A 25,939-nucleotide genomic window follows, 5' to 3' on the forward strand; every position below is an offset into this window, starting at 1 on the left:
GCGTGGGAACGATCCAGAGTACTTGCCGGGCGATGAATAGCTGCGACACACCGCCGCAGGCCAATCCCCCGTCGTTCCCCCATGCCGTATACTCGCCGCGCCTTTTCAATCCCGCCCACGCCGGAGTTTCCTGATGGATCCTGCTGTTTTCGAAGAGTGGATGATGACCGGCCTGGTCAGCATCCTGATCATTTTCATGGGCTTCATCGTCTGGGACCTGGCGAAGAAGTCCAAGGCCGGGCGCTTCGGCTCGTTCATCCTGTTTTTCGTGTTGGGCCTCGGCGTGGCCGCGTTCATCATCAAGAGCGTAGTGATCGGCCTGATCGAATCAGGCGCGTTATAAGCGCGCCGGGACTTCTTTCCACTGGCCCTGATCGAGCCCTTCGATCGTCCAGTCACCGATCCTGACCCGCACCAGGCGCAGTGTCGGCAAGCCTACCGCGGCGGTCATGCGCCGTACCTGGCGGTTGCGCCCTTCGCGAATCACCAGCTCCAGCCAACTCGTGGGCACGCTTTTACGAAAACGCACCGGCGGGTTGCGCGGCCATAACTGCGGCTCGTCCAACTGGCGCGCCTCGGCCGGCAAGGTCATGCCGTCGTTCAATTCCACCCCATCGCACAAACGCTGCAACTGTTCGGCATTCGGTTCGCCTTCCACCTGCACCCAATAAGTCTTGGCCAGCTTGTGTTTGGGGTCGGCGATACGCGCCTGCAATTGCCCATCGTTGGTCAGCAACAACAAACCTTCGCTGTCGCGATCCAGCCGCCCGGCCGGGTAGATGCCCGGTACGTCGATAAAATCCTTGAGCGTCGCCCGCCCCTCACCGTCGCTGAATTGCGTCAGCACGTCGAAGGGTTTGTTGAACAGGATCAGCTTTGGCTCGGCTGGCGGAGCCTTGGCCACACGGCGCGGCGCGGCGACGGGAAGCTTCGCGCCAGGGCGACGGGAAGCAGGGCGTGGAGGACGGGGCATGGCGAATACAACATCTAACGGTCGGGGCCGACCATGCTAGTGGCCCGACCGTCAAATGACCACCATCCGATCAGCGGAACGGCGGCTCGTCGAAGCTGCGCAGTTTGCGCGAATGCAACGAGTTGAGTTCGGTGCGCAACAGGTCCAGTGCCTCGATGCCGATCTTCAGGTGCTGGTTGACCGCTCGCTCATAGAACGCGTTGGCCGAGCCCGGCAGCTTGATTTCGCTATGCAGTGGCTTGTCCGAAACGCACAGCAACGTGCCATAGGGCACTCGCAGGCGATAACCCTGGGCAGCGATGGTACCGCTCTCCATATCTACCGCCACGGCGCGAGACAGGTTGATCAGCGGACGTTCCTGGGCCCAGCGCAGTTCCCAGTTGCGATCGTCATAAGTCAGCACGGTGCCGGTGCGCAGGCGCTTTTTCAGCTCATCGCCCTTCTCGCCGGTGATGTTCGCTGCCGCCTGCTGAAGCGCCATCTGCACTTCGGCCAAGGCTGGAATCGGGATGTTCGGCGGCACCACCCGGTCGAGAATGCCATCGCGACGCATATAGGCGTGGGCCAGCACGTAGTCACCAATGGTCTGGGACTGCCGCAGCCCGCCGCAGTGGCCGATCATCAACCAGCAATGCGGGCGCAGCACAGCCAGGTGGTCGGTGATGTTCTTGGCGTTGGACGGGCCGACGCCGATGTTCACCAGCGTCACGCCATGGCCATCGTTGCTCTGCAGGTGATAAGCCGGCATCTGGTAACGGTGCCAGACCACGCCGGCAGCGATGGCCGACGCTTCGCCATGGTCCATGTTCTTGTCGATGATCACGTTGCCCGGCAGGACCATGCGCACAAAGCGCGGGTCGCTGCGCAACTGCTCCAGGCCATGGACGATGAACTGGTCGACATAGCGGTGGTAGTTGGTCAGCAGGATCCACGGCTGCACATGGCGCCAGTCGCTGCCGGTGTAATGCACCAATCGGCGCAGGGAGAAATCCACGCGGGCGGCGTCGAACAGCGCCAGGGGCAGCGGGTCGGTGTTTTCCCAGTCATAGAGGCCGTCGGCGATACCATCGGTGGCGGCCGACAGGTCGGTGCTGGGGAATACCCGCGCCAGTACGGCGGCGGTCACACCGGAGCCGGCCAGTTCGTCGCCCTGCTCCACCACGTACGGATATGGGATGTTCTGCTCGCTGACGCCCACTTCCACGGTGACGGTAAAGTCGTGCATCAGCGGGACCAGCTGCTCCAGCAGGTATTTACGGAACGCGGCGGGATGGGTGACGGTGACGCTGTAGGTGCCCGGCAACTGGACCTTGGCATAGGCCCGTGTGGTTTGCGGGACTTCGCCGTGGCAGTGATAGGTCAGGCGCAGGGCGGGATAGCGAAACAATGCACGCTGCTCGGCATCCGGTTCGATGCGGTCCTTGAGATAACGCATCAGCGCCTGGTTCAGCGCGGTGGTCGCACGCTCGTGCAGGGCCGCTAGACGATCCACGGCTTGTTCGGCGGTTTGAACGACAATAAACGCTTCGGTCACGATCAGCTTCCTGTGTTCTGACTTGCAGGCCTTCATCTTGCCTGCATCGCCGCCCGACGGGAACAGTGGCGTATTGAGTATTCTCGGCGTCATGAAAACCTGTGGGAGCGGGCTTGCCCGCGAAGGCGTCGGCACATCCAGCCTCTTCGGCGACTGACACACCGCTTTCGCGAGCAAGCCCGCTCCCACAGGACTTTGTGTTGGCCTTCTTGCCTAGAATCCGTGCGGGGTCGAGCGGGTAACGATGGCCTCGACATTCAAGCCCCGAGGCAGGGCACCGTACGCCCGGCCGGTCGAACCCAGGCGACTGGCGATGAAAGCATCGCTGACCCCACTGTTCCCCGCCTCCAGCAACAGCTTGGCTTGCAGGCCGACGGCGATGTCTTCGGTCAATTGCCGGGCGCGGTACTGGATGTCATCGGTGTCCTTGAACGCTGCCTGCAACTGGTGGATGTGGCCGGCCAGGCGCTTGTCGCCGTGGCCATCGCCCAGCTCGTTGAACAAGACCTCCAGCACACCCGGCTCCTTGGACAGGGCGCGCAACACATCGAGGCATTGCACATTGCCGGAGCCTTCCCACGTCGAGTTGACCGGTGCTTCACGGTACAGGCGCGGCAGGATGCTGTCTTCGACGTAGCCAGCGCCGCCCATGCATTCGGCGGCTTCGTTGATCATCGCGGGGGCGCGCTTGCAGATCCAGTACTTGCCCACCGCCGTCACCAGCCGGGCGAACTTGGCCTCGTGCTCGTCATTCAAATGGTCCAGCGCCCGGCCCATGCGCAGGCTCAGGGCCAGGGCGGCCTCGCTTTCCAACGCCAGGTCTGCCAGGACGTTCTGCATCAGCGGCTGTTCGCTCAACAGCTTGCCACCGACCTTGCGGTGCGCACAGTGATGGCTGGCCTGGGTCAATGCCTGGCGCATCAGGGCGCTGGAGCCGACCATGCAATCGAAGCGGGTCATGGCCACCATCTCGATGATCGTCGGCACGCCGCGGCCTTCTTCACCGACCATCCAGGCCAGTGCGCCACGGAACTCGACTTCGCTGGAGGCGTTGGAACAGTTACCCAGCTTGTTCTTCAAGCGCTGGATGTAGAACTGATTGCGCGTGTCGTCCGGGCGATGACGCGGCAGCAGGAAACAGGTCAGGCCCTTGTCGGTCTGGGCCAGGGTGAGGAAGGCGTCGCACATCGGTGCCGAACAGAACCACTTGTGTCCCACCAGCTCATAGGCCTGGCCCGGACCGCTGGCGCCCACCGGGTAGGCCTTGGTGGTGTTGGCCCGCACATCGGTGCCGCCCTGCTTTTCGGTCATCGCCATGCCCAGGGTCACACCGGCCTTGTGGGCCATGCCGACATTGCGCGGGTCGTACTCAGTGGCCAGCACCTTCGGCAGCCAGCGCTCGGCCAGATCCGGTTGCAGGCGCAGCGCCGGCACGCTGGCGAAGGTCATGGTCAACGGGCACCCCGTACCGGCTTCGGCCTGGCTGTGCAGATAGGTCATCGACGCCCGGGCGACATGTGCGCCGGGCTGTGGATGGGCCCAAGGCAAACTCGGCAGGCCATGCTCGACGGCGGTGCGCATCAACTGGTGATAAGCGGGATGGAATTCCACCAGATCGATGCGATGGCCGTAGCGGTCATGACTGGAAAAAACCGGTTTGTTCTGGTTGGCCAGGAAGCCCGCTTCCATCAACGGCCCGCCGGCCAGCGCCCCATACGCATCGATCCGCGCCTGCGCCCAGCCAGCCCCGAAGCGCTGCGACCACTGCTGCAACGGCAGGTCGATGCGGTACAGGTTGGCGCCATCCAGGGACGGCGGCTGATTGGTGACGTCGTGGGTTTCAGCGAACTGGTGCAGGTTCATGACAGGGCTCCTCGATCGGCCAGGGATTCAGTTAAGCACCGCCTCCAGGCCGAACAAAGTGTCATATACGCCTAAATATCGGCGCTTTCACCCTGCCTCGGGCAAAGCACCCGGCGCTGGAGCGTGGCCTGCAATGCCTCGAATTTCACCGGTTTGCTCAGGTAGTCGATCAACGCGCCCGAGGGACAGCGCTCCTGCCCCAGGTTCGGGCTGACCACCAGTACCGGCAGCTCTTCGCAGCCAGACAACGCGCGGATCTGGCAGCAGACCGACACACCGTCCAGCGGCGGCGACTGGCAATCGAGCAGCACCGCGTCAAAGCGCTCGCCGTGCAGCAGATCCAGCGCGGCGCGGCCACTGTCGGCGGTGCGCACCCGATAACCCAACTTGAGCAACATGCCACGCATGACCAACTGATCGATGTTGTTGTCATCCGCCAGCAGCACCGTGCAATCCTGGGGCTGGCGCGAGCCCTGGCGGCCACCGAAGGAAAACGGCGTCGGGACCGCCGCCGGCAAGGCCACGTCAAACTCCACGTCCAACTGGAACCGGCTGCCGCGACCGGGCTCGGAAGTGTGGGTCAGGCGCCCGCCCAGCAGCTCCACCAATTGCCGACAGATGGCCAGGCCCACGCCGAGACCGCCATATTCGCGGGTCATCGAGCCGTCGAGCTGGAAGAAGCGCTGGTACAAGGTCGCTTCCCCCAGGTCGGTAAAGCCGATCCCGGTGTCGATGACGGCAAAGGACAACACCAGCCGATCGAGCTCCGTCGGCCGACCGCTGACACGCAGCGCCAGGCCGCCCAACCGAGTGAACTTGATCGCGTTGTCCAGCAAGCATTCCAGGCATTGGGCCAGTTTGCCGCTGTCGCCGATCAACCGGTCCGCCAGGCCCGGGGACACGTCGACCTTGAAATCCAGGCCCTTGGCCGCGGCATTGGCACCGAACTGCACCTGCAGCGCATCGATCACCCCACGCAGGCTGAACGGTGCCGGATAGACCTTGAGCTTGCCGGCCTGCAACTCGGTGAGGGTGAGGATGCCATTGACCATGCGCATCATGTCCCGCGCCGAGCCGGCGGCAGTCTGTTGATACTGGGTCAGTTCCTCGTCCATTTCGACGGTTTCCATCAACTCCAGGGAACCGATCACGCCATTCATCGGCGTGCGCAGCTCATGGGTCAAGGTGGCGAGGAATTCATCCTTGAGCTTGTTGCCGTGGGCCAGTTGCTGGTTGAGTACTTCGAGTTTCTGCCCGGCGTCCAACAGGGTCTGGGCCTGCTGTTCGCGCATGGCATTGATGCGATCGGCCAAGGCCAGGGACAACAGCGCCACCTCGATGGCCGAGCCGATCTGGCTGGCGTACATGGTCAGGAAAACGTTCGGCAGGTAGCCCAGCACCATCAAGGTATTGATGATGCCCCCCAGCAGAAACGCCGACCAGGCAATGATGAAATAGCGCGCCACCCGCAGGCCACGCCACCAGGCGAACAACCCCGCGGCAAAGATCGCCACCGTGAACACCAGCGCCAACGCCGTCGCCAGGCGCAGGGCCAGGGCATAGCTGGTCATCAGCGACAGGCTGATGACCACGGCGCTGTAGCCGATCAGTGCCAGCAGCATGCGGTCCATCCAGCGGCCATGCTGGGCGGTTTGCAGGAAGCTGCGGGCGAACTGGCTGCCAAACAGACCCGCGCAGCCGATGAAGAACGGCGTCGCGGCGTTGGTCCACCAGGGGTTGTCCGGCCAGAAGTACTCCACGGCGGCACCGTTGACCGACAACTGGTACAGGCCGAACGAGGCGATGTAGAAAATGTAATAGAGGTAGCTGGTATCGCGCACGCTCAGGTAGATGAACAGGTTGTACACCAGCATCCCCAACAGCACGCCATAGATGATGCCCAGCACATACAGGCGCACCGGCTGTTGCTCGAGGTACGCGGTGCTCGACCACAGCGTCAACGGCGCCTGGATCGAACCCTGGCTTTGCAGGCGCAAATAGACGGTCTGTTGCTGTTCGGGTTTGAACGCCAGGCTGAACAGGTAATTGTTCTGGCGGATCTCGCGGCTGGCGAACGGCAACGCATCACCGGTCTGGCGAACCAGGTGATAGGCCCCCGCCGCGTCGGGCAGGTACAAGTCGAGGTGGTCCAGCGGCGGGTATGCCAGCTCCAGCAGCCAGGTGCGCTGGGCGTCCGGATTGTCGGGGCGATAGTGCAGGTCGATTTTCAACCAGAAGGCTGATCGCGAGTAACCGGCGTTCAGCGTGGCTTTGTCGTGGGGCTTGAAAGCACCCGCTGCGGACTGGGCCAGGACCTCATCCAGGGTAGCCGTGCCGCCGGCGTCCTCGAACACTTGCAAGGCATGGCCCAAGGGTAGGCTTTGGGTGAATTCATCGAATTCCAGGGCACTTGCCAAAGGGGACAAGCACAGCAGTAACATCAGCAAATAGCGCATTTAAGCCCCAGCGTGGCCTGTCCGGTTGAGTCAGGAAGCCCCCCATTCCCTGAGTAGACGTAAAACCGGCATTACCTGTTATGTGTTGGATCCATCTCTAGCATAGCCGCTGATGGCCAATTTGCACCATTGAAATTTTTCCTACTGAAGGCTCTAGAACGGGCGTTTCAGAGCAAAGCATTGAGATAGAGCTGTTGCTTTGGTCAGGTTGGCATCGGACTGGACAAATGTGGCGAGGGAGTTCGCTCCCGCTGGATGTAGGAGCTGGCGCAGCCTGCGAGCTTTTGATCTTGATCTTTAACTTTGGACTCAATGGGTTTTGGAAAGATCGCAGCCTCGCTTCGCTCGACAGCTCCTACACAGCTCCTACACAGCTCCTACAAGGATCGTGCGCCCGATAATGGGTTTGGTGGTAAGCTCGCGCACCATGAATATCTACAGCTCTCGCCCCGTTGTCCTCTGTCTCTCCGGCCACGATCCCAGTGGGGGCGCCGGTTTGCAGGCAGATATCGAAGCCCTGCTCGCCCAGGGCTGTCATGCCGCCCCGGCCGTTACCGCATTGACCGTGCAAGACACCGTCAATGTCAGCGATTTCCGCGTGCTCGATCGCGAGTGGGTGCTGGCACAAGCCAATGCCGTACTCAACGATTCGCCGGTAGCGGCGGTCAAGCTGGGGATGCTCGGCTCACTGGAAATGGTCGACACGGTGGTCGAACTGCTCCAGGCCCACCCGCATCTGCCGATGGTCTGCGACCCGGTGCTGCGCGCCGGCGGTGGCGGGCGCCTGGGCAAGGATGAAGTCGGCTACGCCATGCGCGAACGCCTGCTGCCCCTGGCCATCATCGCCACCCCCAACCTGCCTGAAGCACGCATCCTCGCCGAACTGCCCGAGGGCAGCGCCGACGAGTGCGCGGAAAAACTGCTGCCCTTCGTCAAACACCTGTTGATCACCGGCGGCCACGGCGACGAACATGAAGTCCATAATCGCCTGTACAGCCGCGATGGCCGCCGCGAAACCTTTACCTGCCAGCGCTTGCCCGGCAGCTACCACGGTTCCGGCTGCACCCTGGCCAGCGCCCTGGCCGGTCGGCTGGCCCAGGGCGAACAACTCGCCAGCGCCGTCAAGACAGCACTGGATTACACCTGGCGCACCTTGCGCGATGCCGAACAACTGGGCAAAGGCCAGTTCGTGCCGCGTCGCCTGCCGCTGGATTTCTGCTCGTAGCACCGGAGGCCTGTGGAATGAAATTACGTGGCCTGTACGCCATCACCGATAGCCAATTGCTGGCCGGCAAGTTCCTCGCTTATGTAGAAGCGGCGCTGGAAGGTGGCGTGACCCTGCTGCAATACCGCGACAAAAGCAGTGACGAAGCCCGCCGCCTGCGGGAGGCCGAAGCCCTGCGCAACCTGTGCGAGCGCTACAAGACCCAATTGATCATCAACGACGACGCCGAACTGGCCGCGCGCCTGGGCGTCGGTGTGCACCTGGGCCAGACCGATGGCCCGCTGGCGCCGGTGCGGGCGCTGCTCGGGCACAAGGCGATCGTCGGCTCCACTTGCCACGCCAGCCTGGCCCTGGCCGAACAGGCCGCCAGCGAAGGCGCCAGTTATGTCGCGTTCGGGCGCTTTTTCAACTCCAACACCAAGCCCGGCGCCCCCAGCGCAAACCTTGAACTGCTCGAACAGGCGCGCATCAAACTGCATATTCCGGTGTGCGCCATCGGCGGCATCACCTTGGAGAACGCCGCCCCGCTGGTGGCCCACGGGGTCGATCTGCTGGCGGTGGTCCACGGCCTGTTCGGCGCCGACAGCAGCGCTGAAGTGACGCGCCGCGCCCGCGCCTTCAACGAGCTGCTGCAGATCAAATAGTCCATTTTTCGTTTTCGAGAGCCCAACCATGTCCCGTTCCGAAACCCTGTTTGCCAACGCCCAGAAACACATTCCCGGCGGCGTGAACTCACCCGTTCGTGCGTTCAAGAGCGTCGGCGGCACCCCACTGTTCTTCAAGCACGCCGAAGGCGCATACGTCACCGACGAAGACGACAAGCGCTATGTGGACTACGTCGGCTCCTGGGGCCCGATGATCCTCGGCCACAGCCATCCGGACGTGCTGGATGCGGTGCGCAAGCAATTGGTCCACGGCCTGTCCTACGGCGCCCCGACCGCGATGGAAACGGAGATGGCCGACCTGGTCTGCTCGATCGTGCCGTCGATGGAAATGGTGCGCATGGTCAGCTCCGGCACCGAGGCGACCATGAGTGCGATCCGCCTGGCGCGGGGCTACACCGGTCGCGACAGCATCATCAAGTTCGAAGGCTGCTACCACGGCCACTCCGACAGCCTGCTGGTCAAGGCCGGCTCCGGCGCACTGACCCAAGGCGTGCCGAGCTCGGCCGGCGTGCCGGCGGCGTTCGCCAAACACACCCTGACCCTGCCGTTCAATGACCTTGAAGAAGTCGAGAAGATGCTCGGCGAAGTCGGCCAGGAAGTGGCGTGCATCATTGTCGAGCCGGTGGCCGGCAACATGAACTGCGTGCCGCCGGCGCCGGGTTTCCTCGAAGGCCTGCGCAGCCTGTGCGACCAGCATGGCGTGGTGTTGATTTTCGATGAAGTGATGACCGGCTTCCGCGTCGCCCTCGGCGGCGCCCAGGCCCATTACGGCGTCACGCCGGACCTGAGCACCTTCGGCAAGATCATCGGCGGCGGCATGCCGGTCGGCTGTTTCGGCGGCAAGCGCGCCATCATGGAATGCATCGCACCGCTGGGCCCGGTTTACCAGGCCGGCACGCTGTCGGGCAACCCGTTGGCCATGGCCGCCGGCCTGACCACCCTGCGCCTGATCAGCCGCCCGGGCTTCCACGCCGAACTGACCGACTACACCACTCGCCTGCTCGACGGCCTGCAGATCCGCGCCGATGCGGCGGGTATCCCCTTCGTGACCACCCAGGCCGGCGGCATGTTTGGTCTGTATTTCAGCGGCGCCGATGACATCGTCACCTTCGAAGACGTCATGGCCAGCGATGCCGACCGCTTCAAGCGCTTCTTCCACCTGATGCTCGACGGCGGCGTGTACCTGGCCCCGAGTGCGTTCGAAGCCGGCTTCACCTCCATCGCCCATGGCGAGACCGAGCTGAAGATCACCCTCGATGCAGCCGAGCGGGCCTTCGCGGCACTGAAGTAAGCCTGTGGATAACTGACGCCGGCTGAAGCTGGCGTCAGTGATTACTGACAACCTCCCGCCCTTTTCCTACGTATTTATGCCCGAAGCTGCTATTAGCATTCCCGTGCAGCAGAAAAACGAGTAAAGACTTTGTAAGGATGGCCCCGCTTATTTCATAATGCGCGCTTATTGGATCCCCCGGAGGGTCCGCGCGCCCCTCAGAGGTAAGTCGATTCCCATGAACCGCACCGGCCGCACCCTTGCCTTGGGCTGCCTGTTGCTCCTTCAGCCGCTGCTGGCGAACGCACAGGCAGGCGGCAACTCGTTGTTGATCCCGGCGCTGGGCCGTTGCACGCTCAATACCCAGCCACAAGATCTCGCACCGGCACTCGACGCCTGTCAAAAAGCGGCGGACGCGGGCGATGCACAAGCGCAATACGAGTTGGGCGAGTTCTACTACGAAGGCAAGGCTGCACCCCGCGACCTCAAGCAAGCCCTCAACTACTTCGAAAAAGCCTCGCTGCAAGGCCATGCCCAGGCGCAATTCAAGCTCGGCGGCATGTTCTTCCATGGCGAAGGCGTGCCAGCCAACAACGTGCAGGCCTACATCGTCTTGAAGATGGCCGCTGTCAACGGCGCCGAAGAAGCCCTGGACACCGCCGACGAAGTCGCTGAGCAGATGCCCCGCGACGAGTTGGAAGTGGCGACCCAGGTGCTGGGCCAGATCTTTCGCAAATACCTGATGGAATTGCAGAACGCCGACGGGCGCACGCCTTTCTCGCCGCTGCCCTGAATTTGTGGCGAGGGGATTTATCCCCGCTGGGCTGCGAAGCAGCCCCAAATCCGTCAACTCAATCGAGCTCTAATACCGCAGTGTCAGGTTTTAGGGTCGCTTCGCGCCCCAGCGGGGATAAATCCCCTCGCCACAAGGACTGTGCCCGACCTTAGAAACTCATGTTACCAAGAGCCAAGTGCTACTTCTCAGGCATCGGCATCGGAAACGGCATCACATTGCCGACCGCGCCGCGGGCTTCGCTGATTTTCGGGGTGCCCAGGCGTTCGACTTCGTCGATGCGCACGATCGAATGCATCGGCACGAAACTGCGCACCACGCCTTCGAACTGCGCCTTGAGCTTTTCTTCGCTCGGATCGACGACCACTTGCGTGCGCTCGCCAAAGACGAACTCTTCCACTTCCAGGAAGCCCCACAGATCACTTTGATAGATCTGCTTGGCGTACATTTCGAACACCTGGCCCTGGTTGAGGAAAATCACCTTGTAGATTGGAGCTTCACGTTTGGTCATGGCTGGCGAAACACATCGGCGGGTAAAAATGAGGGCGCGAACTATAGCATAGCCACTGCTCGCACAGCGGTAGGAACCGCGGGACTTGTTCCCTATAATGCGCGGTTCTTTGAATCACGTGATGACCCCGTCCATGGCCAAGAAGCTTTACATCGAAACCCACGGTTGCCAGATGAACGAGTACGACAGCTCGCGCATGGTCGATCTGCTGGGTGAACACCAGGCCCTGGAAGTCACGGCCCGCGCCGAAGACGCGGACGTGATCCTGCTCAACACCTGCTCGATTCGCGAACGCGCCCAGGACCGGGTGTATTCCCAGCTCGGCCGCTGGCGCGAGCTGAAGCTGGCCAACCCGGACATGGTCATCGCCGTGGGCGGTTGCGTGGCCAGCCAGGAAGGCGCGGCCATTCGTGATCGTGCCCCGTACGTGGACGTGGTCTTCGGCCCGCAGACCTTGCACCGCCTGCCGGAGATGATCGACGCGGCGCGCAGCACCAAGCTGCCGCAAGTGGACGTCTCGTTCCCGGAAATCGAAAAGTTCGACCACCTGCCCGAACCGCGCATCGACGGCCCGAGCGCCTATGTGTCGGTGATGGAAGGCTGCAGCAAGTACTGCACGTTCTGCGTGGTGCCCTATACCCGCGGCGAAGAAGTCAGCCGACCGTTCGACGACGTGATCGCCGAGATCATCCACCTGGCGGAAAACGGCGTGCGCGAAGTGACCCTGCTGGGGCAGAACGTCAACGGCTATCGCGGCCTGACCCATGACGGGCGCCTGGCGGACCTCGCCGAGCTGATCCGCGTGGTGGCGGCGGTGGACGGCATCGACCGCATCCGCTACACCACGTCCCATCCGCTGGAGTTCTCCGACAGCCTGATCCAGGCCCACGCCGAGGTTCCCGAGCTGGTCAAGCACCTGCATTTGCCTGTGCAATCGGGTTCCGACCGGATCCTCGCGGCCATGAAGCGCAACCACACGGCCCTGGAGTACAAATCCAAGCTGCGCAAATTGCGCGCGGCAGTGCCGGGCATCTGCATCAGCTCGGACTTTATCGTCGGTTTCCCCGGCGAAACCGAGAAAGACTTCCAGCAGACCATGAAGCTGATCGAAGACGTGGGCTTCGACTTCTCCTATTCCTTCGTCTATAGCCAGCGCCCTGGAACCCCGGCGGCCGACCTGGCGGACGACACCCCGGAAGAACTGAAAAAAGAACGGCTCAACGCCTTGCAACATCGCCTCAACCAGCAAGGTTTCGAGATCAGCCGACAAATGGTCGGTTCCGTCCAGCGGATTCTGGTGACCGATTATTCGAAAAAAGACCCCGGCGAGCTGCAAGGACGTACCGAAAACAACCGCATCGTCAATTTCCGTTGCGACACCCCGGCCCTGATCGGCCAGTTCGCCGACGTGCACATCGACGCCGCGCAACCGCACTCCCTGCGGGGTTCGCTGATCCAGTAGCAACGCGAATCCTTGTGGGAGCGGGCTTGCTCGCGAAGGCGGCATGCCAGGCGACACCTGTACTGGATGCAAGACCGCTTTCGCGAGCAAGCCCGCTCCCACAAAAGACCGCGCCGGTCGCTGGAATCAGATTCGCCCGTTTAAGAGCTTTCGCACCCAGCCTACTGGCGCTATCCTTGGTTTCATCTCAATTGCCCCTGGGCGGCTAAAAACGACCTTGAACGCACCCATCGAACCACATCGCTTTATTCTCGAGCCCTTTGAGGCTCGCCGCTTCGCCAATCTGTGCGGGCAATTCGACGAGCACCTGCGCTTGATCGAACAGCGCCTGGCCATCGAGATCCGCAACCGCGGAAACCAGTTCGAGCTGATCGGCGAACCCAAGCACACCACCTCCGCGGAAAACCTGCTGCGCCGTCTCTACCGGGAAACCAAGGGGAGCGAGCTGTCGCCGGATACGGTCCACCTGTTCCTGCAGGAGTCGGCTGTCGAAGAACTCGACAACCACGCCCCGTCGGAACCTGCCGTGGCCCTGCGCACGAAAAAAGGCATGATTCGCCCTCGCGGCTTGAATCAGCAGCGCTACGTGAAGGAAATCCTGGGCAACGACATCAACTTCGGCATCGGCCCGGCCGGTACCGGCAAGACCTACCTGGCCGTGGCCTGCGCCGTCGATGCACTGGAGCGCGAACAGGTGCGGCGCATCCTGCTGGTGCGACCGGCGGTCGAAGCGGGTGAAAAGCTCGGTTTCCTGCCCGGCGACCTGGCCCAGAAGATCGACCCGTACCTGCGCCCGCTCTATGACGCGCTGTATGAAATGCTCGGCTTCGAATACGTCGCCAAGCTGATCGAGCGCCAGGTCATCGAGGTCGCGCCGCTGGCCTACATGCGCGGTCGCACCCTGAACAACAGCTTCATCATCCTCGACGAAAGCCAGAACACCACGGTCGAGCAGATGAAAATGTTCCTGACCCGGATCGGCTTCGGCTCCACCGCCGTCATCACCGGGGACATCACCCAAGTCGACCTGCCCCGTGGCACCAAGTCCGGGCTGAACCATGTGATCCAGGTCCTCAAGGACGTGCCGGGCATCAGCTTCACGCACTTCATGCCCAAGGACGTCGTGCGCCATCCGTTGGTACAGCGCATTGTCGAAGCCTACGAGCGCTTCGAGAATCGCGAGGCCGACGACACGACCGAAGGCAAAGGCAATCGCCACAATGCTTGAACTCGACCTGCAGGTGGCCTGCGAACACGCCGCCCCCAGCGAAGCCCAGTTCCGCCAATGGTGCGAACTGGCCCTGCGCCAGCGCAGCGCCGACTCGGAGCTGACGATCCGCCTGGTGGACGAGCCCGAAGGCCGCGAACTGAACCACACCTGGCGGCAGAAGGACTACGCCACCAACGTGCTGTCGTTCCCCGCCGACGTTCCCGACGAGCTGCTCGACATCCCGCTGCTGGGCGACCTGGTGATCTGCGTCCCGGTGGTGGAGCGTGAAGCGGCGGAACAAGACAAGACCCCCGAGGCCCACTGGGCCCATCTGGTGATTCACGGCTGCTTGCATCTACTGGGTTACGACCATATAGAAGATGACGAAGCCGAAGAAATGGAAGCACTGGAACGAACGTTGCTTGCAGAGCTGGGTCATCCCGACCCCTACGCCGGCGACGAACACTGATACATCAACTGTAACGACAAAGGATTCAGAGTAATCGCTATGAGCGAAGATCGATCGAGCAACGGGCAGAAGTCATGGCTGGGCAAGCTCACCCAGGCTTTTGCCCATGAGCCGAAAAACCGCCAGGAGCTGCTGGAGCTGCTGCGCGATGCACACCAGAACAAACTGCTGGACAGCGAAGCGCTGGCCATCGTCGAAGGCGCCATCCAGGTCGCTGACCTGCAAGTGCGGGACATCATGGTCCCGCGCTCGCAAATGGTCAGCATCAAGGCGACCCAGACCCCCCGTGAATTCCTGCCCGCTGTGGTCGACTCCGCTCACTCGCGCTACCCGGTCGTCGGCGAGAGCCATGACGACGTCATGGGCGTACTGCTGGCCAAGGACCTGCTGCCGCTGATCCTCAAGGAGAACGGCGACAGCTTCAACATCAAGGATCTGCTGCGCCCGGCCACCTTTGTGCCCGAGTCCAAGCGCCTGAACGTGCTGCTGCGGGAATTCCGCGCCAACCACAACCACATGGCCATCGTCATCGACGAATACGGCGGCGTGGCCGGCCTGGTCACCATCGAAGACGTACTCGAGCAGATCGTCGGCGACATCGAGGACGAGCACGATGTCGAAGAAGACAGCTACATCAAGCCGCTGCCCAGCGGTGACTTCCTGATCAAGGCCCTGACGCCGATCGAGAACTTCAACGAATTCTTCGACAGCCAATTCTCCGACGATGAGTTCGACACCGTCGGCGGCCTGGTGATGAGTGCTTTCGGGCATCTGCCCAAGCGCAACGAAACCACGGAAATCGGCTCCTGGCGCTTCCGCATCCTCAATGCCGACAGCCGCCGGATTCACCTGCTGCGCCTGTCACCCATTGGCCGATAACCCCTGCGAGACCCGCTAAGGATATACATGCGCTGGATAACCCGCCCCGGCTGGCCCGGTAACCTGCTGGCCGTGGCGGCCGGTGCGATCACCACCCTGGCCCTGGCGCCGTTCGACCTCTGGCCGCTGGCCTTGCTGGCGGTCGGCTTGTTCTATGCCGGGCTGCGCGAGCTTTCGCCGCGCCAGGCCCTGGGCCGTGGCTGGTGTTTCGGTTTTGGCCTGTTTGGCGCCGGCACCAGTTGGATCTACGTCAGCATCCATAACTTCGGCGGCGCCTCGGTGCTGCTCGCCGGGCTGTTGATGCTGCTGTTCATCGCCGCCATCGCCTGGTTCTTCGCCCTGCCCGCCTGGCTGTGGGCGCGCTGGCTGCGCCGCAACGAGGCGCCCTTGGCCGATGCCCTGGCGTTCGCCGCGCTGTGGTTGGGCCAGGAAGCCTTCCGCGGCTGGTTCCTCACCGGGTTCCCGTGGCTGTATTCCGGTTACAGCCAGCTCGACGGCCCCCTGGCCGGCCTCGCGCCACTGGGCGGGATGTGGCTGATCTCCTTCACCCTGGCCCTGACCGCGGCGCTGCTGTACAACGCGCCGCGGCTGATCCGCAGCGCCCGCAAAGGCTTTATTGCCGCGGGCGTGCTGCTGTTGATCGGACCGTGGGTGGCCGGCATGGCACTCAAGGGTCATGCCTGGACCAGCCCCTCGGGCGACCCGCTGAGCGTCGCGGCGATCCAGGGCAACATCGAACAAAGCATGAAATGGGACCCCGAGCAGCTCAACGCGCAGTTGGCGCTGTACCGCGACATGAGCTTCGCCTCCAAGCGCGTCGACCTGCTGATCTGGCCGGAAACCGCGGTGCCGGTGCTCAAGGAGTCCGCCCAGGGCTACCTGGACATGATGGGCAACTTCGCCGCCGAGCGGCAGTCGGCGTTGATTACCGGCGTGCCGATTCGGCAACTGGTGCATCACGAGAAGCGTTACTACAACGGCATCACCGTGACCGGCGAAGGTGACGGTACCTACCTGAAGCAAAAACTCGTGCCGTTTGGCGAATACGTACCGCTACAGGACATCCTGCGCGGCCTGATCGCCTTCTTCGACCTGCCCATGTCGGATTTCGCCCGGGGCCCGGCCGACCAGCCGTTGCTGCAAGCCAAGGGTTACCAGATCGCCCCGTTCATCTGCTATGAAGTGGTCTACCCGGAATTCGCCGCCGGCCTCTCGGCGCGCAGCGACCTGCTGCTGACCATCAGCAACGACACCTGGTTCGGCACCTCGATCGGCCCGCTGCAACACCTGCAAATGGCCCAGATGCGCGCCCTGGAAGCCGGCCGCTGGATGATCCGCGCCACCAACAACGGCGTGACCGGCCTGATCAACCCCTTCGGCCAGATCACCGCACAGATCCCGCAATTCGAGCGCGGCATCCTCTACGGCGAAGTGGTGCCGATGCACAACCTGACGCCGTACCTGCAATGGCGCTCGTGGCCGCTGATCATTTTGTGCCTGTTGCTGCTGGGCTGGGCGCTGGTGGCGAGCCGGATGGCCAAGACGGTTTAAGGGCCCTTTGGTCCCCCTGCCGATCATTCCCACGCTCCGCGTGGGAATGCAGCCGTGACGCTCCGCGTCACATCGGCGCCCGACGCGAAATATTCGCCCGTCCTGGAACGCGGAGCGTCCCTTGAGGCATTCCCACGCAGGAGCGTGGGAACGATCCGGACATTTCGCATGCTCAGCGATAAAACACCGTATACCCCAACAACCCCATCGCCTCATTCATCAACTGCCCGGACTGCCAGATCGACTTGAACTCCGGCATCCAGCCGCCCAGCGGCCGGGCATTGTCCGGGCCCAGGAAGCCGACAGGCGCCGGCACCACTTCAAATCCTGAGCGCTCGAAACTCCAGACCGCACGCGGCATGTGCCACGCCTGAGTCACCACCACGACCCGCTTGATGCCTGCCGGCAGCAGGATCTCGGCGCTCATCTGGGCGTTTTCCCAGGTCGTGCGGCTGCGCTCTTCCTGCCAGCGAACGGTGACGCCGAAGTCGTCCCGCATCGAATCGGCCATCAACTTCGCTTCACTGGGTGGGGTGCCATAGTGCAAGCCGCCGGTCGTCAGCACGGGCAAGCCCGAAGCCTTGGCCAGTCGCGCCGCATAACGCTGGCGTTCGAGACCGACACCGGTGGGCTGGTCGGAACCCCAGGCCAGGTCGCCGCGCTCGCGACCGGAACCCAGCACCACGATGGCGTCGGCACGCTGGGCCAGGGTCGCCCATTCACTGCGCGGCAACGGCGGTTCACGCTCCAGTGCCTTGGCGCTCCACTGCACCACCACCGGCAGGCTCATCAGCCAGAAGCCGCCCAGGCCCACGGCGAAACACAGGCGAGCCAGGCGCGGCCGCGAATGACGCCACCACCATGCAAGCGCCAACAACAGCAAAAGAATGCCGGGCGGCAATAAAAGTTGTTTGATGAAATAACGAAACGGCATCGGGCATCTCCATAGATGCCCGAAGCCTAGGTGGGTTGACGCAAAGCGACAACAGATTCGAAAAAACCTTGAATCAAAAAAAGCGACACGCGTGAATCCGGCGCTACTTGAACTGCAGTGACCGGACCTTTATAGCATCCTTGTCAGGCGTCCGGTCCTTGAGCCATACAACCTTGGCCGAACGGGGCGCATCGAGACGCTTGATTACCTGGGCCCCACTGGCGGGTGGTTGATGTCCGGCCTGTTCGAGGTAAGCCTCGACCAGTTCGAACTCTGCGGGGCTCAAGCCACGCAGCTCCAGCTCTACCGGACGCTCATCACGCAAGCGACCGGCGGTTCTTGCAGCGTCCAGGGCCACCCCGAGACGATCGATCAGTTTTTCATACAACTCAGGTGTAGCGACTTTTCGTTGTGATTCAACCATCCCTCACCTCATTGAAGATAAGACTCACTCCCCATTGAGAAGCTTAGCTTCGTTGGGCAAACCGGCAGGGCGCCGCGACCAACGGCCCTGAACACGGGTCCCCGCCAGCGGTCGTCGATGGCCAGCACGCAATCAGGGTTTCCCTCGGCAGAGCGCGGTCATGTATGCTACGGCGCTTCCTGTAACTCCACTTCCAGCTTGGCTGGGCATCGAAAACGCCGCATTCGGCGTCGTCTGCGTCCAGTATGGCCACGAAGAGGATTGGGCCACCCCATTCAGTACAAAAGTAGCCATGCACGAACACTACCAGCCCCGTGAAATCGAAGCCGCCGCCCAGTCGTTCTGGGACGAGCAAAAGTCCTTTGAAGTCAGTGAACAGCCAGGCAAGGAGACTTACTACTGCCTGTCGATGTTCCCTTACCCCAGCGGCAAGCTGCACATGGGGCACGTGCGCAACTACACCATCGGCGACGTGATCTCCCGCTACCAGCGCATGCAAGGCAAGAACGTCCTGCAACCCATGGGTTGGGACGCCTTCGGCATGCCGGCGGAAAACGCCGCGATGAAGAACAACGTGGCCCCGGCCAAGTGGACCTACGAAAACATCGCCTACATGAAGACCCAGCTGCGCAGCCTGGGCTTGGCGGTGGACTGGTCCCGCGAAGTGACCACCTGCAAGCCGGACTACTACCGCTGGGAACAATGGCTGTTCACGCGCCTGTTCGAAAAAGGCGTGATCTACCGCAAGAACGGCACCGTGAACTGGGACCCGGTGGACCAGACCGTACTGGCCAACGAACAAGTGATCGACGGCCGCGGCTGGCGCTCCGGCGCGCTGATCGAAAAGCGCGAGATCCCGATGTACTACTTCAAGATCACCGCCTACGCGGATGAACTCCTGGAGAGTCTCGACGAGCTGACCGGTTGGCCCGAGCAGGTCAAGACCATGCAGCGCAACTGGATCGGCAAGTCCCGGGGCATGGAAGTGCAGTTCCCGTATGACGTCGCCTCCATTGGCGAAGCCGGCACCCTGAAAGTCTTCACCACCCGTCCGGACACGCTGATGGGCGCCACCTACGTGGCCGTGGCCGCCGAGCATCCGCTGGCCACCCTGGCGGCCCGGAACAACCCCGAGCTGCAGGCGTTCATCGCCGAATGCAAGGGCGGCAGCGTCGCCGAAGCCGATGTCGCCACTCAAGAGAAGAAAGGCCTGGCGACGTCGTTGTTCGTCGAACACCCGCTCACCGGCGAGAAACTGCCGGTGTGGGTCGCCAACTACGTGCTGATGCACTACGGCGACGGCGCGGTCATGGCCGTGCCGGCCCACGACGAACGTGATTTCGAATTCGCCCACAAGTACAACCTGCCGGTCAAACCGGTCGTGCGCACCAGCGCCGGCGACCAGACTCCGGCACCTTGGCAGGACGCCTATGGCGAACACGGCGAACTGATCAACTCCGGCGAGTTCAACGGCCTGGACTTCCCAGGTGCATTCGATGCCATCGAAGTCGCCCTGATCAAGAAGAACCTCGGTGCCTCGCGCACCCAGTTCCGCCTGCGGGACTGGGGCATCAGCCGCCAGCGCTACTGGGGCTGCCCGATCCCGATCGTGCATTGCGACACCTGCGGTGACGTACCGGTGCCGGAAGACCAGTTGCCCGTGGTCCTGCCGGAAGACGTCGTGCCCGACGGCGCCGGCTCGCCCCTGGCACGCATGCCCGAGTTCTACGAGTGCACCTGCCCGAAATGCGGCGCACCGGCCAAGCGTGAAACCGACACCATGGACACCTTCGTCGAGTCCTCGTGGTATTACGCGCGCTACGCCTCGCCGCACTATGAGGGCGGCCTGGTGGAAAAATCCGCGGCCGACCACTGGTTGCCGGTGGACCAGTACATCGGCGGCATCGAACACGCCATTCTCCACCTGCTCTACGCACGCTTCTTCCACAAGCTGATGCGTGACGAAGGCCTGGTGAGCTCCAACGAGCCGTTCAAGAACCTGCTGACCCAAGGCATGGTGATCGCCGAGACTTACTATCGTCGCGAAGCCAACGGTGCCTACACCTGGTTCAACCCGAGCGACGTCGAGCTCGAACGCGACAGCAAGGCCAAGGTCATCAGCGCCAAGCTGATCGCCGACGGCCTGCCGGTGGAAATCGGCGGCACCGAGAAAATGGCCAAGTCGAAGAACAACGGCGTCGACCCACAGTCGATGATCGACCAGTTCGGCGCGGATACCTGCCGCCTGTTCATGATGTTCGCCTCGCCACCTGACATGAGCGCGGAATGGTCCGACTCGGGCGTCGAGGGCTCGCACCGCTTCCTCAAGCGCGTCTGGCGCCTGGCCCAGGCCCACGTCACCCAGGGCCTGCCGGGCAAGCTGGACGTCGCCGGCCTGAACGATGAGCAGAAAGCCGTTCGTCGCTCGATTCACCTGGCCATCAAGCAGGCCAGCCATGACGTCGGCCAGAACCACAAATTCAACACCGCCATCGCCCAGGTGATGACGCTGATGAACGTACTGGAAAAAGCCGCGCAAGGCACCGAGCAGGATCGCGCGCTGATTCACGAAGGCCTGGAAGCCGTGACGCTGCTGCTGGCGCCGATCACCCCGCACATCAGCCACGAGCTGTGGAATCAACTGGGTCACGCCGACCCGGTGATTGACGCTCGCTGGCCGGTGGTGGACGAAACCGCACTGGTGCAGGACAGCCTGACCCTGGTCATCCAGGTCAACGGCAAGCTGCGCGGCCAGATCGAAATGCCGGCCGCCGCCACACGTGAAGAAGTCGAAGCCGCTGCGCGGGCCAATGAAAACGTGCTGCGCTTTGTCGATGGCCTGACGATTCGCAAAGTGATCGTCGTGCCCGGCAAGCTGGTCAATATCGTCGCAAGCTAATTGGATCGGGCGCGAGGCTCAAGCCTGGCGCCGAATACAACCTGCGGGGTCGCATGGTCGACCCCCATAGGGTTCAAGGGGAGCAACAAGATGATCAAACGTAATCTGCTGGTAGTGGGCCTGGCGGTCCTGTTGAGCGCCTGCGGCTTCCAACTGCGCGGCACCGGCACCACCGAGCTGGCGATCAAGGAACTGGACCTCAGCGCACGGGACGCCTATGGCGACACCGTCAAGTTGCTGCGCGACAACCTGGAAAACAGCGGTGTGAAAGTCTACGGCGGGGCGCCCTACAAGCTGGTACTGACCCGTGAACAGCAAAGCCAGCGCAGCCTGAGCTATGCCGGTGCCGGTCGGTCGGCCGAGTACGAACTGAACAACGTGCTGAGCTATGAAATCCGCGGCCAGAACAATCTGGTGTTGTTGGACGACAAGCTGCAAGTGCAGAAGGTCTACCTGCACGATGGCAACAACATCACCGGTTCCGACCAGGAGTCGAGCGAAGTGCGCGACGAAATGCGTCGCGACCTCGTGCAACGCATGATGCTGCGCCTGCAACAGCTGACCCCGGCTCAACTGGACCAGTTGCAACAGACCGCCGATGCCAAGGCCAAAGCCGAAGCCGAAGCCCTGGAAGCGGCGCGCAAGGCTGAAGCGGAAACCCCGCAACAGTCGCCGATGCAGATCCCGGCTGAATAAGCCTTGCGGGGCGCTCCGGCGCCCCGCTCGCTTTCTCTTATGAAGCTCGCTCCCGCCCAACTCGGCAAACACCTGCAAGGCGCCCTTGCGCCGGTCTACATCATCAGTGGCGATGACCCGCTGCTGTGCCAGGAAGCCGCCGACGCCATCCGCACTGCTGCACGCCAGCAAGGTTTCGACGAGCGCCAGGTCTTCGCGGCCGACGCCAGTTTCGACTGGGGCACGCTGCTGCAGGCCGGGGCGAGCATGTCGTTGTTCGCCGAAAAACGCCTGCTGGAACTGCGCTTGCCCTCCGGCAAACCCGGGGACAAAGGCGCCGCTGCGCTGATCGAATATTGCTCACGCCCGGCCGAGGACACGCTGCTGCTCATCAGCTTGCCGAAACTCGACGGCAGCGCGCAGAAGACCAAATGGGGCAAGGCCCTGGTTGAAGGCCAGCAGACCCAGTTCGTGCAAATCTGGCCGGTGGATGTCAGCCAGTTGCCCAGCTGGATCCGCCAACGCCTGTCCCAGGCCGGCCTGTCGGCCAGCCAGGACGCAGTGGAACTGATAGCCGCCCGGGTCGAAGGCAACCTGCTGGCCGCCGCCCAGGAAATCGAAAAGCTCAAGCTGATGGCCGAAGGCGGGCAGATCACCGTAGAAACGGTGCAGGCTGCCGTGGCCGACAGTGCGCGCTTCGACGTCTTCGGCCTGACCGATGCGATCCTCAACGGTGAAGCCTCCCATGCCCTGCGCATGCTCGAAGGCCTGCGGGGCGAAGGCGTCGAGCCGCCGGTGATCCTCTGGGCCCTGGCCCGGGAGTTGCGCCTGCTGGCCAACCTGTCCCTGCAGTACAGCCAGGGCGTACCGCTGGACAAAGCCTTCAGCCAGGCCCGCCCGCCCATCTGGGACAAGCGCAAACCCCTGATGAGCAAGGCCCTGCAACGCTATTCGGCGCCGCGCTGGGCGCAATTGCTGCTCGAGGCCCAGCGCATCGACGCGCAGATCAAGGGCCAGGCCGCCGGCTCGCCGTGGATGAGCCTCAGCCGGTTGTCGTTGTTGATGGCCGGTCAGCGGCTGACTCTGCCAGCGGAATAAAAGATCCCAGCCTTCGGCAGTTCCTACAGATGCGTGCATTTCATTGTAGGAGCTGCCGAAGGCTGCGATCTTTTTCGCTCTTGATCCTACAAATATCGCCTCCATTTACCCTATGGACAACGCCCCAACTCTGTCCCATGATTTGCCCCGCAAAACCACCCCACGAGAGATCCCATCATGAGCAAAAAGCCATCCAGGCATGGCCCCAACAAGGCCAAGTCCATCGTCGCCCAGCCCCTGTTCCGCAGCCGCCAGGAACGACCCGCCAAGGGCAAAGGCAGCTACCGCCGCGAAGCCTTCCAGTCTGACAACTGGGAGGCTTCTTGCTTTCTAGCCGCTTGAAACACTCGGACAAGCCCTACGCCCCTTTCGCATGTTAAGGTCAGCACCTGATTTGTATTTCTGGACCCGTGCATGCCCTTCTGTCTTTCCCATCGTTGGCCACTGCGCCAAATGATTGTTGCCGCAAGCGTTGTCCTGCTTGTCGCCTGCGCCGAAAAACCTACCGCCGCCGACGCCCAACCGCTCCAGACCGTTCCCGCCGTGACCGCTCCGGCCATCGTGCCGCCCGTGGTGCCCACCGGTGATGACCTGGCCATTGCGCCCACCCAGACCTTCGCTCAATGGCAGGCCGGATTTCGCAAGGAAGCCCTGGCCGCCGGGATCCGCGCCGACTTGTTCGACCGTGCGTTTATCGGCGTCAGCCCGGACATGAGCGTGATCAAGGCCGACCGCAGCCAGCCGGAATTCACCCGCCCCGTGTGGGAATACCTCGATGGCGCGCTGTCGCCACTGCGGGTCAACAAAGGCAAGAGCCTGATCCAGCAAAACGCCCAGGTCCTGCAAAGCATCGAGCAGCGTTATGGCGTCGATCGCGAAGCACTGGTGGCGGTGTGGGGCATGGAGAGCAACTTTGGCCAGTTCCAGGGCAGCAAGTCGGTGATCAACTCCCTGGCGACCCTGGCCTACGAAGGACGACGCCCGGGCTTCGCCCATGCACAATTGATCGCCGCGCTGCAAATCCTGCAACAGGGCGATATCACACCGGAAAAAATGCTCGGCTCCTGGGCCGGCGCCATGGGCCAGACCCAATTCATCCCCACCACGTATAACACCCACGCGGTGGATTTCGATGGGGACGGCCGCCGGGACATCTGGGGTAGCGCCACCGACGCCTTGGCCTCGACTGCGCATTACCTGCAAAGCTCCGGCTGGCAACGTGGCCAGCCGTGGGGGTTCGAGGTCGATCTCGCCGAGGGCTTCGACTACACGCTGGCCGATGGCACGATCCGCAAGCCCGTCTCCGAATGGATTCGACTGGGCGTATCAGAATATGGCGGCTTGCCGATCCCCCCGGATGACAGGCAGCTATCGGCGTCCCTGCTCCTGCCGGCCGGCCATCGTGGCCCCGCGTTCCTGATCTTCGATAACTTCCGTGCCATCCTCAAGTACAACAATTCGTCGTCCTATGCCTTGGCGGTCGGGCTGTTGTCAAAGCGCTTTACCGACGGCGGGCTGGTCTACGGCCAGTGGCCCAAGGAAGACCTGCCCCTGAGCCGCAGCGAACGCATCGAACTGCAAACCTTGCTGGGCAAGCACAACTACGATGCGGGCAACCCCGACGGCATCATCGGCGCCAACACCCGCAAGGCCATCCGCAGCGCCCAGCAGTCGTTCGGCTGGCCGGCGGATGGGTATCCGACGCAGCAGTTGCTGGAGGCGTTGCGTAGCCGCTGATTCACCTTATTGGCGACTGCCGCTATCGCGAGCAAGCTCGCTCCCACAGGTGTTCTCAATCAACCTGTGGGAGCGAGCTTGCTCGCGATGACTGACTCCCAGGCGCTACGTGACTAGCGACTGACCACCACATCCTGCTCCAACACCAACCTCTTCTCCCCCGCATCCAGCGTCACCAACGCCCCCATGGGCAAGGTCAGGTTCGGATCGCAATGCCCACTGCGCCAGCCGGACAGCACCGGAATGCGCAACGGCGCGAAGGTCTGCTTGAGCAGCCCGTTCAGCGCCTCGACATCGACCCCGGCCACGTCCCCCACCAACACACCGCGCAGTTGTGCCAACGTGCCGGCCAGGCGCAATTGGGTCAGCAGACGGTCGATGCGATACAGCGGCTCGTTGACGTCTTCGATGAACAGGATCACCCCTTCGGCGTCGATCTGATAAGGCGTGCCCATGGTCGCGGCAATGATCGACAGGTTGCCGCCCAGCAGGCGTCCGTGGGCGATGCCAGGCTCGACGGTGGTCAATGGGTAGGCGGCGGGGTGGTTCAGCTCGCTGCCGGTCTTCAACTGTCCACGCAGCAGGCTGAAAAACGAGGTGACGGTTGGGGGTTCCTTGTCGCCCAGCAGATCGGCGTTGAGCAGCGGGCCGTGGAAGGTCACGAAGCCTGCGTAACGGCTGATGGCCAGGTGCAGGGCGGTGATGTCGCTGTAGCCTACGAATGGCTTGGGGTTGCGTCGTAGGAGGTCGAAGTCGATGCGGTCCAGCAGGCGTGGTGTGCCGTAGCCACCCCGTAGGCAGATGATCGCGGTTACTTCTGGGTCGGCGAAGGCGGTGTGCAGGTCGTTGAGGCGTATTTCGTCGCTGCCGGCGAGGTAGCCGTTTTTTTTGTAGACGCCTGGGAGTATTCGCAGCTCATGGCCTCGGGCGCGCATCCATTGGATGGCTTTTTCCGTGTCCAGGGGGGCGGGGCCGGCGGGGGCGATCACGGCGATCAGGCCTTCGGATGGGAGTGCTGGGACAGGGTGATGTGGGGTTAGGTCCATGCGTTTCCCGCTTTGTCGGCTTGTGTGTATATCCGTTTTTTGTGTAACGGCTACTTAGGGTTCCGCTCTTACAGCGGGTCACTTTTGGAAAAGCGCCAAAAGTAACCAAAAACGCTTTGCCCCACCACTCGGTGCCTCGCCTAGGCTCGGCATGCCCGAGCGAAGGCATTGCTCCGTGGGCCGCCGCGAAGGGCCATCCATGGCCCAGCGCGGCTATCCCGGCATCCATGCCGGGATGCCCACTGCGCAATGCCTGCGTTCGGCC

The 25,939-nt window shown here is 62.8% G+C and carries 23 protein-coding genes; 15 read left to right on the plus strand and 8 right to left on the minus strand.

Going from position 1 to position 25,939, the window contains the following annotated elements; translation table 11 throughout:
• Positions 1-133 precede the first annotated feature (133 nt).
• A complete protein-coding gene (locus BM317_RS23375; protein ID WP_003228500.1) occupies positions 134-343 on the plus strand; it encodes a DUF2788 domain-containing protein in 210 nt (69 codons plus the stop codon).
• Here the strand turns inward: BM317_RS23375 and BM317_RS23380 are convergent.
• The 4 genes from BM317_RS23380 to BM317_RS23395 all read right to left on the minus strand — a co-directional run bounded on the left by BM317_RS23380 (position 338) and on the right by BM317_RS23395 (position 6,826).
• Entirely contained in the window at positions 338-904 is a 567-nt protein-coding gene (locus tag BM317_RS23380; RefSeq protein WP_170866278.1) for a pseudouridine synthase, read from the minus strand. The two genes, BM317_RS23375 and BM317_RS23380, sit on opposite strands and share 6 nt — an antisense overlap.
• A gap of 139 nt (positions 905-1,043) precedes the next feature.
• Positions 1,044-2,543, minus strand: a complete 1,500-nt coding sequence (amn, locus tag BM317_RS23385) for an AMP nucleosidase (RefSeq protein WP_170866279.1) — start codon at positions 2,541-2,543, stop codon at positions 1,044-1,046.
• A gap of 177 nt (positions 2,544-2,720) precedes the next feature.
• Complete coding sequence (locus BM317_RS23390) at positions 2,721-4,370, minus strand: acyl-CoA dehydrogenase family protein (protein ID WP_092173918.1); 1,650 nt, start codon at positions 4,368-4,370, stop codon at positions 2,721-2,723.
• 71 nt (positions 4,371-4,441) lie between these two features.
• Positions 4,442-6,826 (minus strand): hybrid sensor histidine kinase/response regulator, encoded by a 2,385-nt coding sequence (locus tag BM317_RS23395; protein ID WP_092173913.1) that lies wholly within the window; start codon positions 6,824-6,826, stop codon positions 4,442-4,444.
• Positions 6,827-7,253: 427 nt separating this feature from the next.
• Here BM317_RS23395 and BM317_RS23400 point away from each other — a divergent pair, with 427 nt between their 5' ends.
• The 4 genes from BM317_RS23400 (at position 7,254) to BM317_RS23415 (ending at position 10,779) form a co-directional block, all read left to right on the plus strand.
• Positions 7,254-8,051 carry a hydroxymethylpyrimidine/phosphomethylpyrimidine kinase gene (locus BM317_RS23400; protein ID WP_060740495.1) on the plus strand — a complete coding sequence of 266 codons (798 nt, stop codon included), beginning with the start codon at positions 7,254-7,256 and terminating at the stop codon, positions 8,049-8,051.
• A gap of 17 nt (positions 8,052-8,068) precedes the next feature.
• Positions 8,069-8,695 (plus strand): thiamine phosphate synthase, encoded by a 627-nt coding sequence (gene thiE, locus BM317_RS23405; protein ID WP_060740494.1) that lies wholly within the window; start codon positions 8,069-8,071, stop codon positions 8,693-8,695.
• 28 nt (positions 8,696-8,723) lie between these two features.
• The gene (gene hemL / locus BM317_RS23410; RefSeq protein ID WP_060740493.1) at positions 8,724-10,007 is read left to right on the plus strand and encodes a glutamate-1-semialdehyde 2,1-aminomutase; all 1,284 of its coding nucleotides are present in this window, start codon (positions 8,724-8,726) and stop codon (positions 10,005-10,007) included.
• A gap of 217 nt (positions 10,008-10,224) precedes the next feature.
• On the plus strand, positions 10,225-10,779 hold the full coding sequence (locus BM317_RS23415) for a tetratricopeptide repeat protein (RefSeq protein ID WP_053188388.1): 555 nt from the start codon (positions 10,225-10,227) through the stop codon (positions 10,777-10,779).
• Between the two features lie 181 nt (positions 10,780-10,960).
• On the opposite strand, the gene BM317_RS23420 is transcribed toward BM317_RS23415, so the two are convergent.
• Positions 10,961-11,290, minus strand: coding sequence for a DUF1820 family protein (locus tag BM317_RS23420; protein WP_003185742.1), 330 nt, complete (start codon positions 11,288-11,290; stop codon positions 10,961-10,963).
• A 133-nt stretch (positions 11,291-11,423) separates the two neighbouring features.
• On the opposite strand from BM317_RS23420, the gene miaB reads away from it, so the two are divergent.
• From miaB to lnt, 5 genes are all read left to right on the plus strand, one after another.
• The gene (gene miaB / locus BM317_RS23425; protein WP_170842368.1) at positions 11,424-12,752 is read left to right on the plus strand and encodes a tRNA (N6-isopentenyl adenosine(37)-C2)-methylthiotransferase MiaB; all 1,329 of its coding nucleotides are present in this window, start codon (positions 11,424-11,426) and stop codon (positions 12,750-12,752) included.
• A gap of 217 nt (positions 12,753-12,969) precedes the next feature.
• A complete protein-coding gene (locus BM317_RS23430; RefSeq protein ID WP_060740491.1) occupies positions 12,970-13,980 on the plus strand; it encodes a PhoH family protein in 1,011 nt (336 codons plus the stop codon).
• Complete coding sequence (gene ybeY, locus BM317_RS23435; RefSeq protein WP_003205868.1) at positions 13,973-14,431, plus strand: rRNA maturation RNase YbeY; 459 nt, start codon at positions 13,973-13,975, stop codon at positions 14,429-14,431. The genes BM317_RS23430 and ybeY overlap by 8 nt, the downstream gene beginning before the upstream one ends.
• A gap of 39 nt (positions 14,432-14,470) precedes the next feature.
• Complete coding sequence (locus BM317_RS23440) at positions 14,471-15,310, plus strand: HlyC/CorC family transporter (protein ID WP_092173903.1); 840 nt, start codon at positions 14,471-14,473, stop codon at positions 15,308-15,310.
• 27 nt (positions 15,311-15,337) lie between these two features.
• Positions 15,338-16,861, plus strand: a complete 1,524-nt coding sequence (gene lnt / locus BM317_RS23445) for an apolipoprotein N-acyltransferase (RefSeq protein WP_092476464.1) — start codon at positions 15,338-15,340, stop codon at positions 16,859-16,861.
• 172 nt (positions 16,862-17,033) lie between these two features.
• Here the strand turns inward: lnt and BM317_RS23450 are convergent, their stop codons facing one another.
• Together BM317_RS23450 and BM317_RS23455 are read right to left on the minus strand one after the other, a co-directional pair.
• Entirely contained in the window at positions 17,034-17,795 is a 762-nt protein-coding gene (locus BM317_RS23450) for a YdcF family protein (protein WP_092476466.1), read from the minus strand.
• A gap of 103 nt (positions 17,796-17,898) precedes the next feature.
• A complete protein-coding gene (locus BM317_RS23455) occupies positions 17,899-18,219 on the minus strand; it encodes a hypothetical protein (RefSeq protein WP_092173893.1) in 321 nt (106 codons plus the stop codon).
• A gap of 292 nt (positions 18,220-18,511) precedes the next feature.
• Here BM317_RS23455 and leuS point away from each other — a divergent pair, with 292 nt between their 5' ends.
• From leuS to BM317_RS23480, 5 genes are all read left to right on the plus strand, one after another.
• A complete protein-coding gene (gene leuS / locus BM317_RS23460; RefSeq protein ID WP_092173890.1) occupies positions 18,512-21,118 on the plus strand; it encodes a leucine--tRNA ligase in 2,607 nt (868 codons plus the stop codon).
• Between the two features lie 90 nt (positions 21,119-21,208).
• Complete coding sequence (gene lptE / locus BM317_RS23465) at positions 21,209-21,814, plus strand: LPS-assembly lipoprotein LptE (RefSeq protein WP_092173887.1); 606 nt, start codon at positions 21,209-21,211, stop codon at positions 21,812-21,814.
• A 39-nt stretch (positions 21,815-21,853) separates the two neighbouring features.
• Positions 21,854-22,891 (plus strand): DNA polymerase III subunit delta, encoded by a 1,038-nt coding sequence (gene holA, locus BM317_RS23470; RefSeq protein WP_092476468.1) that lies wholly within the window; start codon positions 21,854-21,856, stop codon positions 22,889-22,891.
• A gap of 177 nt (positions 22,892-23,068) precedes the next feature.
• Positions 23,069-23,233 (plus strand): alternative ribosome rescue factor ArfA, encoded by a 165-nt coding sequence (arfA, locus tag BM317_RS23475; protein ID WP_030140368.1) that lies wholly within the window; start codon positions 23,069-23,071, stop codon positions 23,231-23,233.
• A gap of 72 nt (positions 23,234-23,305) precedes the next feature.
• Positions 23,306-24,628, plus strand: a complete 1,323-nt coding sequence (locus BM317_RS23480) for a lytic murein transglycosylase (RefSeq protein ID WP_092476470.1) — start codon at positions 23,306-23,308, stop codon at positions 24,626-24,628.
• Between the two features lie 113 nt (positions 24,629-24,741).
• Here BM317_RS23480 and BM317_RS23485 read toward each other — a convergent pair whose 3' ends face one another.
• Entirely contained in the window at positions 24,742-25,674 is a 933-nt protein-coding gene (locus BM317_RS23485) for a S66 peptidase family protein (protein WP_092476471.1), read from the minus strand.
• Between the last annotated feature and the right edge of the window lie 265 nt (positions 25,675-25,939).

The sequence above is a fragment of the Pseudomonas sp. NFACC24-1 genome, assembly GCF_900115235.1.
GTDB classification, from domain to species: domain Bacteria; phylum Pseudomonadota; class Gammaproteobacteria; order Pseudomonadales; family Pseudomonadaceae; genus Aquipseudomonas; species Aquipseudomonas fluorescens_AA.